General features: G+C 35.7%; 8 protein-coding genes. 1 reads left to right on the top strand and 7 read right to left on the bottom strand.

The window, feature by feature from the left end; all coding sequences use genetic code 11:
* Positions 1 to 29: 29 nt before the first annotated feature.
* From FA046_RS13905 to FA046_RS13875, 7 genes are all read right to left on the bottom strand, one after another.
* The gene (locus tag FA046_RS13905) at positions 30 to 1,061 is read right to left on the bottom strand and encodes a GntR family transcriptional regulator (RefSeq protein ID WP_136827144.1); all 1,032 of its coding nucleotides are present in this window, start codon (positions 1,059 to 1,061) and stop codon (positions 30 to 32) included.
* Between the two features lie 62 nt (positions 1,062 to 1,123).
* Positions 1,124 to 2,053, bottom strand: coding sequence for a glycoside hydrolase family 43 protein (locus FA046_RS13900; RefSeq protein ID WP_136827143.1), 930 nt, complete (start codon positions 2,051 to 2,053; stop codon positions 1,124 to 1,126).
* An 8-nt stretch (positions 2,054 to 2,061) separates the two neighbouring features.
* Positions 2,062 to 2,370: an L-rhamnose mutarotase gene (gene rhaM / locus FA046_RS13895; protein WP_136827142.1), complete on the bottom strand. Its 309-nt coding sequence runs from the start codon at positions 2,368 to 2,370 to the stop codon at positions 2,062 to 2,064.
* Between the two features lie 7 nt (positions 2,371 to 2,377).
* Positions 2,378 to 5,332 (bottom strand): glycoside hydrolase family 2 protein, encoded by a 2,955-nt coding sequence (locus FA046_RS13890; protein WP_136827141.1) that lies wholly within the window; start codon positions 5,330 to 5,332, stop codon positions 2,378 to 2,380.
* A gap of 149 nt (positions 5,333 to 5,481) precedes the next feature.
* On the bottom strand, positions 5,482 to 7,899 hold the full coding sequence (locus tag FA046_RS13885) for a glycoside hydrolase family 31 protein (RefSeq protein WP_136827140.1): 2,418 nt from the start codon (positions 7,897 to 7,899) through the stop codon (positions 5,482 to 5,484).
* The gene (locus FA046_RS13880; RefSeq protein ID WP_136827139.1) at positions 7,899 to 9,041 is read right to left on the bottom strand and encodes a glycoside hydrolase family 88/105 protein; all 1,143 of its coding nucleotides are present in this window, start codon (positions 9,039 to 9,041) and stop codon (positions 7,899 to 7,901) included. The genes FA046_RS13885 and FA046_RS13880 overlap by 1 nt, the downstream gene beginning before the upstream one ends.
* A 25-nt stretch (positions 9,042 to 9,066) precedes the next feature.
* Entirely contained in the window at positions 9,067 to 11,964 is a 2,898-nt protein-coding gene (locus FA046_RS13875; RefSeq protein WP_136827138.1) for an exo-beta-1,4-galactosidase, read from the bottom strand.
* 244 nt (positions 11,965 to 12,208) lie between these two features.
* On the opposite strand from FA046_RS13875, the gene FA046_RS13870 reads away from it, so the two are divergent.
* On the top strand, positions 12,209 to 12,583 hold the full coding sequence (locus FA046_RS13870) for a hypothetical protein (RefSeq protein ID WP_136827137.1): 375 nt from the start codon (positions 12,209 to 12,211) through the stop codon (positions 12,581 to 12,583).
* Positions 12,584 to 12,652: the final 69 nt, after the last annotated feature.

The following is a 12,652-nucleotide window of genomic DNA, read 5'->3' as shown; positions in this document are numbered from 1 at the left end:
TGCACTATCATGTAAGTGCCTAAAATATTTTAAAGAGAGGGTCTTAATGTAATATAGAATGGAACCTCATGGTGCTCATGAGTTTTCTTTTTAATCATCTCTGCTGCCAGACTTCCCATGAGCTTAAAATCTGTAGAAATTGTGGTTATGCCGTTTAATAAAAGTTTCTTTAATGGTGTTTCATTATAGGATATTAGCCCCACATCTTTACCTATTACTAAATCAAGAGAGATAATTTTTTCTATAAGAACCACTAAATCATCCTCCATTAAATTAATGTAGGCTTCGCCGGGTAAAATAGGTTCGATATGGAGATCGCTTACTATTTTATGATTGAAGGCGTATTGCTGACAAAACCTTTTAAAACCATAAATGATTTCTTTTGGGAAGTAACTCTTTTTGGGGAATATAATTTTTAGGGTATGATATTTAGATAATTGTTCTTTTGCTTCGCTTAAAGCACCGTAAATGTCTTTTTCAAAATTCTCATAAATGGCCGAATATTCGCCTTCTACACCCGGCACTTTTTTATCTAAAAGAATTAATTTCTCTTTGGGTAAGGTGTTGATAATATCATAAGCATTACTACCCCCTTCCATAAAATGAGGAATAATAATGTAATGCGAATAATCTGTCCTTCTGTTTTGAATGAGTTTTTTAAATATGGTAAAATCGTTGTTGTAGATATAAAAATCAACGGCGGCATCAGCACCTAAAGAAGAAACAAATGAATCGTAAATGATTTTTTTGTGGGCTGAAAGCTTGTTGAAAAGTAGAAATACCTTAATTTTCTTTTTAAAATCGGCATTACCCACATAATAACCTCTACCCGGAACTGAAATAATTACGCCTAGTTTTTTAAGATACCGATAACCTTTTTCTGCTGTATCTCTAGAAATTTCGAGCATATAACTGAGCTCATTAATTGAGGGTAAAACATCATCTTTTTGAAGATGATTGGTCTCAATTGCTGAAATTATAGAGTCGCTTAACTGCAAGTATTTTGGCGTTGCAGAGTATTCATCTACATGTACAAATTTGAAGAAATCAGTTGGTTTCATTCTCGATTTTTAAATAATAAACCTCGGTATAAAGTTAATTTAATTTAAAAAAATTAATTCACTTATTTTAGTTTATTAAGTTCTGCCTCTGTAATGGTTAAAATAGAACCGTGTCTTATACCTTTTGGCAAAGAAATCTGAGCAGAAATATCATCCCAATTTTTTAAATCTTTTGATGAAATGGCTCCATACTGATGCAAAGTGTATTTATCAAAATAGACTATCCAAGTATCATTTTTCTTAATTACAGTTGGTCCTTCGGCCCAGTATTTTCCTGTAATTGGTTCGCTGGCGTTGCTGTAAGGTCCTTTTAGTTTTTTACTGTAAGCCACTTTTAGGTTCTTTTGAGCGGGCTCTCTGGTTTCGTCTTTAGCAAACATGATAAAGCGCTTTCCATCCTTCAAAATAGTAGCATCAATTACATTAAAACCCGGATTATACAATAATTTTGTTTTAGAAAACTTCTTAAAATCTTTAGTTAAAGTATAATACATGCGGTGGTTATAGCCATTATCTTTTTCAGAAAAGGTTTCGGGAAACTTACCAGTAATGGTAGTTGCCCAATAAATTAGGTATTGCTTTTTTGCCGCATCATAAGTAATTTCTGGTGCCCAGCAATTTCTTGCGCCTTCTTCATGTGCCATTACTGGTATAGCAACTTGTTCAGACCAATTCACTAAATCTTTAGACCAAGCATAACCAATGGTTTTATCGGTCCAGCTTACGGTCCAAACCATGTGAAAATTACCATCTCCGCCTCTAATAATGCAAGGGTCACGCATTAATTTATCTTTTGAAACTGTTGGTTTTAAAAACGATTGATCATTTTTAAGTGCATCCCATTTTAAACCATCTTTACTGTACGCTAAATGCAGACCATCCTGACCGTTATTTTTGAAATAGGAAAACAGATAAATTGATTTTTCTGCTTCTTGGGCATTCAGTTTTAAACAGAAACAAAAAAACAATAAGCCTATTACTACTTTTTTCATGATGGTATTTAGTCTAAATGAAATACTTGAGGAAGTGGAGTGCTTACCGGAGAATGATCTGGATTGGTTTCCATAATATCTGCCATATAAGCCCACCATTTTTGAACAATTGCGGTGCTGCCTAAATCTTGAGAAGAAGAACCAGATTGCTGCTGCACAGCGAATAGGGTATTGCTCGACTCATCTAAAAAAATAGAATAATCACTAATTCCGTTATCCTTTAAAAGCTGAGCAAGTTCTGGCCAAATGGTATCATGTCTTTTCTTGTATTCATCGGCGCAACCCGGTTTCAATTTCATTGCAAATGCGACTTTCATTTCAAAATTATTTTAATGTTTTATAAATCTCTACTTCAATAATCCCAAGGCTTCCTTTACTATTTAAATTTGTGCTATTGCCATCATCTAAATTCTTTCCGTTCATTTCGGCCATTTGCTTTTTATCATCTGTTAAAGATTGATCGGCTAAAATGATTTTCACTTTTTTACCAGTTGCCGGAATACATTTAATATTTATATACCCCAAGCTTATATCGGTTAACCCTTTAAAAACCTCTTTATCATCAACCAAAATAAGAATTGGATATTGCTTAGTTCTAAAACCATTCAGCTTTAAAACTACTTCATCTACTTTAGATTTTTCGGCTAATTCATAAGTGATCCAAGCTGTACTTAGTTTTCCATCATTTGTCCAGCTAGAAAGCTCATTATTATCATAACTGGCTTTAGCCGTTTTTTCATTGGCACCGGCAGTCACATTTACTATTTTAAGCGCCTGTTTGCTTAATGTATAAGAAGCGCCTTGTGGTGTTTCGCCTCTTTCTAAATTAGAAGGCAAACCATCAGCAGGGATAATTTTAGAAATGCCATTATTTACTACCACTGGCGCAGATGAAAACTCTATAACAGCGCTTTCTAAATTTGCAGATGTAGCCGTTAATCTAATTTTACCGGATGCTAAAGCCGAACGAATAATGATTCTATTTACCCCACCTTCTACTGGTATGTTTTGAGATAAAATATAATTATCTGGACCTTGAGCAATTCCACCTCTCCACTCTGCCGGGCCTTCTAATTTAAAATTAATCATATTTAAAGCCGTTGCACATCTTTGTCCGTTTTGATCCAAAACCTCAACATCTACCAAAACCATATCGGCACCATCGGCTTTAAAGCCAGCTGGAGATTGATGTAAAGTTAATTTTATCTTTTTTGGAGCTTTTGCAGTTACTAAAGTTTTTTCAGCAACTTGTTTTCCTTTTTCATCATAAGAAATGGCTTTTAATGTTCCAGCTTCCCATTTTACTTTAGAGAAAGTGAATAAAAAATTATGCGTTCTATTGCCATAACCTAAAGATTTTCCGTTTAAGAAAAGTTGTACTTTTTGAGCTGCCGAAATCACATATTGATCTTTCACAACATCATCAGTATAATTCCAATGGCCAATCATGTGCAAGCCTTTTGGATCTGGATTTACCCAACCATCCCACATCACTTTGTGTGCAAAAAAGCCATCCTTAGGAATACGCATGGCGTCCACTTCGCCGCTTCTACGGTAATTTTCTTCTCCTCTGTAATGGGTATTGGTGTCAGAAAATACAATGTTTACCCCTCCAGAACTTACTTTTTTACCTGTTCCGGGGCGTTGAACCCAATATTCATTCCATCTAATAATGTTTTCTATGGCATGAGAATCTTGATTACGGTTATAATCACTAGCGTCTTGATCTTTATATTTGGGACCAGCTCCATTTTTATGAAAAGGTGGAGTAAACTCATCCCAATATTTTCTTAAACCTTCGTCTCTAGAATATTCCATAGACCAAAGTGGTTGCGTATCACTTTTATTGATGTACAACATTTCGCCACCATATTCAGAAACTTTACTGTCAAGCATTTCTCTAGAACCAATTGCTCGACCGCCATTAGGGTCGTATTGATCTCTAATTACTTTCATTTCTGCCATGTGCGCATCACTAATAGACTCGTTTCCGCACTCGTAAAAAACAATGGAGGGGCTGTTTCTATTATAAATAATGGCATCTCGCATTAATTCTTTACGTTGCTCCCATCTTCTTCCCTCTACATCTTTTTCTGCATCGCCGGCAGGCATAGCTTGTATTAAACCCACCCTATCGCAAGATTCTACATCTTGTTTCCAAGGCGTAACATGCATCCAACGCACCAAGTTGCCGTTGCTTTCAACCATTAATTTATTGCTAAAATCGCTCAACCAAGCCGGTACAGACATTCCTACAGAAGGCCACTCGTTACTGGTACGTTGTGCATAGCCTTTCATCATCAACACTCTATCGTTTAAATAAACCATTCCGTCTTTAAACTCGGTTTTTCTAAAGCCTGTTTTGGTTTTCACTTCGTCTATTAGTGTTTCTTCTGATTTGATTCTGGTAATTACGGTATATAAATAGCCATAGCCCCAACTCCAAAATTCTAAATTTTTAAGGATGGATGAAGCCTTTATTTCTTTAGTTTCACCAGCTTTTAACGATAATTCTAATGATGAAAAAGTAGCGATAGATTTACCTTGAAGATCTAATACTTCGGTTTCTAACCTAATTTTTTTGGCTTTCGCCGATGCATTGCTCACCTGACTTTCTACATTAATTTGTGCCGACTTTTGTTTGATATCAAAAGCCGATGCATAAATATAAGTGCCGGTGGTGCCCAAATTGCTGTATAATGGAAGTGTTTGATAAACATCACCTGTGGTATGTAACCAAACATTTTTAGGCATTCCGCCGTAATTGGCGTTAAAATTATTATTGTTCCATTGCCAGGTAGAGTTGGTTGCTTTTTCATGATAATTCCAAGCATTATCAATTCTTAAAGCGATGATATTTTCTTGATCATCTGGATTTAAAAAAGGGGTGGCATCAATACCAAAAGCCATTACACCGTTTTCATGAATACCAGCGTATTTACCGTTAATCCAAATCTCGGCACCAAATTTAACGCCTTCAAATTCTAAAAAAACTTTCCCTTTTATGGCATTTGCAGGAATTTTGAAATGCTTTCTGTACCAACTAATTCCTGTTGAATGTTTATCAATAGGTTTTAAAAATGCATCATCTTCATTCCAAGCATGAGGTAAAGAAATGGTTTCCCAATCTCTATCATTATAATTTGGCTTAAAAGCCAATGAATCATCAAAAACTTTCAATTTCCACTCGGGGTTGAAATTGAATTTTTCTCTGGTTTGTGCTTGAGTGAATGAGATACTCCAAAAAAGCAGAAATGCGCAAAAGGAAATTCTTTTCATAATTTCTTGTTTAAGTTTCCCCTGATTGAAATCAGGGGAAATAAATCTTTTATAATCTCTCTCCCTCGATTAAAATCGAGGGCAATAAATCTTTTATAATGTAATTAAAATGACTTAGCCCCCCGATTAAAATCGGGGGGCTAAGTCATTTAGTTCACTAGCAAGGTATCGGCGCCAGCCATATTAACAGTTAAAATATTTTTTTCGGCATCAAAATTCCAATTTGCTTTTTGAGTTGCGGTTCCGTTTAACATTATGTTTTTAGGTGCTTTGCCAGTCCAACGAATATTGGCCTTGTATTGATGCTTTACAGGCACAAAGTCTCCTTTTGGATTGCCTATCATTATTTTTAAGCCCGTATTGCTTTCTTCACAAGTGATTTTGGTGATAGCAAATTTGCCGTTTTGATAGGCTAAAGTTTTACCATCATCTTCATATAAATCAAAACTTGATTTTCCGGATGGATAAATATCTAAAGTGATAGTTTTTACTTCCTGCTCATCGGTATATTTCATATCCTGCTGCATAGGAATAATGCCTCCGCCTTTTACAAAAAGAGGAATACTATCTAACGGTGCAACCACATGAATGTATTTTCCTCCTTCTATTTTCTTACCACTCCAGTAATTAAACCAAGTACCTTTTGGCAAATACAACGAACGGGTTTTTGCATCTTTTACCGTTACAGGGCAAACCATTAAATTATCGCCTAATAAATATTGATCATCAACCTGATAAGTGTTTACATCATTTTGGTGATTTAAAACTAAAGCCCGCATCATTGGAATACCTGTTTTATAGTTTTGATACATGGTAGAATACAAATAAGGCAACATGCGATAACGCAATTGATCATAATATTTGAAATTTCTTAAGGCATCTTCACCGTAATTCCAAGGTTCTTTGTAACCTGGATGATCCATCCCAAAAACTAAAGCTATAGGACTTAACATGCCAAATTGTACCCAACGGATGTATAATTCAGGATCGGCAGGATGCTCAAAACCTCCCATACAATGCGCCCAATCACTCACTCCTGACAAACCAATGTTTAAACCAGCTTTAATTACTGGCGCAAAATATTGCCATTCGCTAGGCCAATCTCCTGCAAAAATGAAAGGGTATTTTTGAATGCCCGCATAACCTTCACGGGTTTGGTTTAAGCCTCTAATTTTATTTAATTCCTGAAATTTCTCATAAGGTGCTTTAGCATAAGCTAAGGGGAAAATATTGTGTAAACGCTCTGCTTCTCTACCTGTTGGGCCAACTTTATCGCTTTCATTGGCTTTTCTTCCAAAAGCACTTCCCTCGTCGGTTTTTAAGAACATGGCGCCTTGTTTGGCCACTCTCATTACCCCGTTTTCCCACCACCAATCCACGGCTTTTTGATCAAAGAAATTCACAAATTCGCCGGGTTTTCCATCCTCGGGATAAGTAAATCCTTTTTCACGGGCTTGGTCTAATAAGTTTAGTTTTTTAGCATTATCAAACCTTGGGCGTAAATGCACTCCAACCATGCTATAATTCATCGCATAAATGCTATCAAACATAGATTTTGGATCTTTAAAAGTATCTCTCCACTCAAAAGTGGTCGCTCCTTTTCCTCCATTTTCTCCAAATAAACGCCAGGTAGAATCTAACCAAATGATATCAGCAGGGATATTTTGAGAACGCAACCTTCCGGCTAAAGCCACCACATATTGGGTGCTGGTCATTTCTTCGTGTCCCCAAGTTCCGCCGCTATAAGTCCCTACGTGTAAACCCAAAGCAAATTTGGGCATTAAAGGAGATTTACCCGTAATATCTGTGTATTGGTTAATTAATGTTGGAAAATCACCATACATAAAGTAATAATCTAACTCGCCATCTACTGCAGAAAAACTGTATTTAGAAGGGTTGGAATAACCCATATCCCAATTAGAAGCAAAAGAATTATGCAAATAAATACCATAACCTTTGGTGCTCATAAAAAAGGTAACTGGGCAATAATTAGCTTCTAATATGTTGTAAGCGCCCACTTCATGAGGTAAACCTTCGCCACGCCCAACATTTAAAGTTAGCTGCTTTCCTTTTCTATCTAAAAAATCCATACGCTCGCCAAAACCAAAAAAGTGTTCTTCGGCTTGCATTTTTTTGGTAATGGCTACTTCTGTATTTTGCTTTTTTGCAGGCAAAGCGTCTTCATTAATTAAAACGCCTGCCTTGTTATACACTTTAATGGTAAAAGGCGATTTATTGATTACCAAACGAAGACTATCAGAATTGATTACAATATTATCTTTTGAAGCCGATTGATTTAATTGAATTGCCGACCATTGGTATTTTTGGACCATGTAAGATTCGTTTGCGGCAAAGTTTCCATCCCAACTATATCTTACCCTAAAAACACGAGGAGTGCAAAATTCTATTTTTACTGCTCCATCAGTATTTTGGAAAGTAAACTCGTTCACACTTCTTTTTAAAGTTTTAAAAGTGCTTTTACTTTCTTGAGCAACCACTAAAGTGCTTCCTAAAAAAAAGCTACAAACCAATAAATTAACTATAAATTTTTTCTTTGCTTTTAACATTATTTTCCTCCCATTTTGTAAACTTCAGCTCCAGCTAAAAGAAAACAACCTAAACCATAATCTTCAAAATCTGGCATACTGGTATAAGTTACCGGCTGACCATCTTTTGGTTCTTTCCCTGTTCCTTGCATATAACCTAAAAAGCCAGTTGGATGAACCGCTTTGGTAACCATAGCATTCCAAGCTTTATCTATCACGGGTTGATAAACTGATTTTTCTAATAAACCTTTATTAATGCCATAAGCCATTCCGTAAACAAACAATGCTGTTCCGCTAGTTTCTGGGCCACCAAAATTAGTTGCATCATTTAAGCTTACATTCCAAAAACCATCTTCTCTTTGTAAAGGCACTAATGCTTTCATCATTTCTAAATAAGTTTTTAGGTATTCCTCACGGTGAGGACCATCTTTAGGCATAATATCCAAAACCCTCACCAATGCAGCTACCACCCAGCCGTTCCCTCTACTCCAATAACAATCATCGCCGTTAGGTTCTTTGTAAGGAGGCACAAAAGCTTTATCTCTCCACCATAAACCTTCTTTTGCGTTGTATAAACCGCCACCTTCTACTTCTTTAGTATGCATATACATTTTGTACATGTACTCAAAGTATTCTGGATTTTTTTCTAAAACACCCAATTTAGCAAATACAGGCATTGCCATTTGAATGGCATCAATCCAAGTCCAATCGTTGATTTTTCCTGAAGCCATCATCAAATCCATAGAAGCTTTAATGTCTTTGATGCGCTCTGGCTTTTGATCAATCTCAAATAAATCAAGATAGGTTTGTCCGCAAGCTTGATCGTCTCCGTTACGGGTTTTGATTCCGTTTCTTAAACCCCATTTATGTTTTTCGCCCCATTCTACAGCATAATCATAATATTTAGGATTTTTATCTAATTGATAAAGTGCCATTAAACCTTCGTAATAAACGGCTCTGGTCCAAATGTTACTAGGTCTTTGAATATTAGTAAAAATAGGCTTGTAAGGATCGGGCCATTTATTCATAAAATATTCATTGGTTGATCTCATCACTTTTAAGATCTCTTCTTTTTGAGCTTTTTGCTGTTTTTGAACCGCACAAGAAGAAAAAGTGAGCGCAGCTAAGCCTAGTAAAATGAGTTTTGATGTTGCTTTAAGCATGATATAAATGATTTACTGTTTGTATTTAATTAAGTTTTGGTTTTAATTCGTCGGGGCTGTCTTTTGTGTAAGTATCAAAAACTTGTTTTGAGCCTGTTTTAAAAAGATCATCTATAGTATTCAAATTTACCTCAAATTTAGGTTCAAATTTGTCTGATTGCATATAACGTTGTAAGCTGTAAAACAGTTGCCTTGCAGCCGGCTGATTTACTTTTAAATCTGGGGATAAATTAGCGCTAGAAACTATTATTTTTCCTTTACCTACTTTGGCTTCAAAAACCATAGCCAACCTTCTATTCATAAACCAAGTATCAATGGGCTGCACCAAAGGCTTAAATTCTGAAGGAAAATCTTCTAAATTCATTACTTGAGTTTTGTTTACAATTTCCCACCATTGTAAATCACTATGGTAAGCCGTAGGGAAATTTTGAAAAGCAGCATGTTTTGGATTTAACCAAAAACCTAGCGTGTGAGGCGGGCGCATTTTAAACCATGAGGTATTCCAAAAAACAGGCGTAAAATTTTGTATCACTTCTTTTCCTTTCACCACATTTCCTGACGCATTTAAAAACACGTTTCCACCTTCGGCTAATACTTTTTTAGCTTGCTCATCTAAAGTTGTGGTATAATAAAAACTGGTTTTGTATTGAGGTAATTCTTTTGGATAAACCCAAAAATCCCAGCTATTAATATAAGGAGTACCTTCTAAGCTAATTTCGTAAATCAACTTCTCGGCTTTGGTAATTGGATTCAATGAAAAAGATATATTACCCAACATATTGTTTCCAAAATTGAGGCTTTGATTAGTGTATTTGAAAGTAAATAGTACTTTACCTGCTGTAGTTTTTATACGGGCATAAACTACCTTATTTACCAAAGGTTTTTCGCCATAATGCGCTATTTCTACTGTTGCTTTAAAGGTTTCTAAACTGTTATAAACAAATTTATCTAGCTGGGTAAGCGGTACCGTTGGGCTACAAAAACGACTAAATTCTTTCGCCGTAATGTATCCTTTTTCTTCCCAAAAAGGATTTAAAACACCCACTAAGGCAGTTCCTTGTCCGGTATAATCATTTAAACTTAAGAGTTGAAAACCCGAATAACCAGGTGTTCTCAGCGCTTTTTCTATCTCGTTTTTATAACATAAGGCTTGCAATTTTCCAGAAGCCATCATAAAATCATGAGCTTGATTGGCTAGGTGATGATCTGCTAAATCTTCTTGAAAAAGCTCTAAGTTTTTAGCTTGATATGCACCTGTATATTTTTTAATCTCAGAAAAATCTGGAAAAACACAATATTGCCCCATTTCATGAGCCACAAAAGGAACAGTAAACTGCTTAATTTGAATTTCGTAAGTGCTTTTACTTTCTGGTAAACGATTCCAGGCTAAACCTCGGGCACCGGCCCTTACCATAAATTCGTTATTTGGAATTACCGGCCAACTGCCACCAACTGATGCGCCAGTATATAACTTTCGGGAGTCTTTAGCTTTCCAATAATTATTAAATTTAGTTAGGTATTCTACCTGTTTCCCGCTAGGTTCATTGCCATAAGCCATTAAACAAAATGATGCATAATTACCATAATGCTCATCCATTAAATTAGTCTCATCATAAATGTATTGATCTATGGGTTTGCCATTTCCTAAAGAACTACCATGATTTGCCCAGCTTGGACCTTCTGGCTGTAGGTAAAAACCTATTTTATCTGCGGCTTTAAAAGCGGCTTCTGGCGGACAATAGGAATGAAAACGCATGTGGTTTAAGCCAAATGATTTGCAAATTTTGAAGATTCTTTCCCATGATGCTTCATCCATTGGAGCATATCCTGTTAAAGGAAAAACAGCATTTTCTGCGGTGCCTCTCAAAAAAACCGGACGATCATTAATAAAAAACTGCTTTCCTCTGGCTTCAAACTTTCGCATCCCAAACGTAACTGATTGCGCATCTTTAAAATCCTGAAAAGTGGTACTTACTTGTAATTCATACAATGCTGGCTTAAACTCGTCCCAAAGCAAAAAATCATTGCCCATTGGTAAATCAAGCGTAACTGTGTCTTTATTATTCTTAATTTGATAATTAACTTTTAGAATTTTAGTTTGCTGAGGAGCTGCCGAATTAAAGCTTTTAGCTAACAAAGTGATGGTACCATTCAATTGCTTTTGCGGAGCATTTAACACCACTTTTACCTTCGCCATTTTTTGCGCTACATTAGGGTAAACTTGCACATTGGCTATGGAAACCAAATCTTTGGCTTGCAGCTCTATCCTACCCACAACGCCATTCCAGTTTCCTTGGGTATGATCTGTAATGCTATGCGAATCTGGTCCAACATTAATTTCTTTTACGCTGTTATCAATTCGCAAAGTAAGGGTGTGTTTTCCGGCAGATAAGGGAAAATCAAGCGTGTAAACATGGGGTGCAACTAAACTATTTTGCTTGCCAATTTGCTTTTCATCTACATATAAAATGGTTTCGGTATGGGCTCTTTCTAAATAAAGCATTATCTTTTTATTACCCCATGATGATGGAATATCTACTTCTTTTTGATACCAAACCGCACCTACATAATGCTTCTTTGGGGTTAACCAAAAAGGAATTTTAATATTTCCAGCTTGGCGGTATTTGGCTAACCGAGGATGATAATAAAAAGAACTATCGTAAATGCTACCCGTCCATTTGGTTTTTAGGGTAATGATATTGCCGATATTTTGCTCGTTTAAAGAGCCTGGAAGCACTAACTGATCTTTAATTTTTTGTAAAAACCACTGCTGTTTTACGCCAACATCTAAAGAATCTAATTGGTAATTCCATTTTCCTTGTAGGGATATCACCGCTTTTTCTACACCCTGACTAAAACCAACATTTGGCGAAAAGCTTAAAAAAACACAAATTATCACGATATGAAGAATATTCTTAATCATCTAAAATAGAGCCTTATTAATTTTGGATAAGGTGAATTGGTTATCAGCTACTATTTTAAAGCTTTTATCTGTTTTAGGCAACCTGCTTTATCCTGCAAAGGTGGTTAATAGCTGGATTGTTACGTGGTAATAAAGGATTGGCTGTTTTATTTTGGGGGATTGGGAGAGTTTAACTTTACAAACAGAAACATGTTTTTTTACTTAATCACTACCTTTGTACAAAGTACAAACAAAATAACCTGCCATGAATAAGCCTACAGCTATCCTATCGTCAACTCAAACAACTATTCATGCTTGGGAAAACGATGAAAACGATAAAAAAACTAGGTTGCTTGAAGACCTTAAAAATAACGAAGACAAAATTATTGGTCTCCTCTCTTTTTATCTCCCGGGAAAATATACCGTTGATAAATGTGAGGATATTTTAATCATAGATGAAGGGGGAAATAAGGGGAAGCTTAAGGTAAATTATGTGGCTACTGAATTTAATGGCTGCATTGATAGAGAAGATGTTTTGAAGGGGGATTTATTCTTTGAATTTACCATTGATTACAATAAATTGGAGATAGAATTAATTGGCGAAGAAATACTTAAACGTGATACTAGGGAAGAATTTTAAATATGTTTTTCATTGAAATGTATTTATAGAACAACGAACAGAAACGTAGGGATAATCCTCGGATTATCC

Source organism: Pedobacter cryophilus, assembly GCF_005116455.1.
GTDB lineage: Bacteria > Bacteroidota > Bacteroidia > Sphingobacteriales > Sphingobacteriaceae > Pseudopedobacter > Pseudopedobacter cryophilum.
The sequence above is the reverse complement of the archived record's forward strand: the minus strand, read 5'-3'. Positions and strand labels throughout refer to the sequence as shown.

Excerpts from the sequence above, each read along its gene's own strand:
- FA046_RS13905 (WP_136827144.1), bottom strand. The coding sequence starts at position 1,061 with ATGAAACCAACTGATTTCTTCAAATTTGTACATGTAGATGAATACTCT.
- FA046_RS13900 (WP_136827143.1), bottom strand. The coding sequence starts at position 2,053 with ATGAAAAAAGTAGTAATAGGCTTATTGTTTTTTTGTTTCTGTTTAAAA.
- rhaM (WP_136827142.1), bottom strand. The coding sequence starts at position 2,370 with ATGAAAGTCGCATTTGCAATGAAATTGAAACCGGGTTGCGCCGATGAA.
- FA046_RS13890 (WP_136827141.1), bottom strand. The coding sequence starts at position 5,332 with ATGAAAAGAATTTCCTTTTGCGCATTTCTGCTTTTTTGGAGTATCTCA.
- FA046_RS13870 (WP_136827137.1), top strand. The coding sequence starts at position 12,209 with ATGAATAAGCCTACAGCTATCCTATCGTCAACTCAAACAACTATTCAT.
- FA046_RS13885 (WP_136827140.1), bottom strand. The coding sequence starts at position 7,899 with ATGTTAAAAGCAAAGAAAAAATTTATAGTTAATTTATTGGTTTGTAGC.
- FA046_RS13880 (WP_136827139.1), bottom strand. The coding sequence starts at position 9,041 with ATGCTTAAAGCAACATCAAAACTCATTTTACTAGGCTTAGCTGCGCTC.
- FA046_RS13875 (WP_136827138.1), bottom strand. The coding sequence starts at position 11,964 with ATGATTAAGAATATTCTTCATATCGTGATAATTTGTGTTTTTTTAAGC.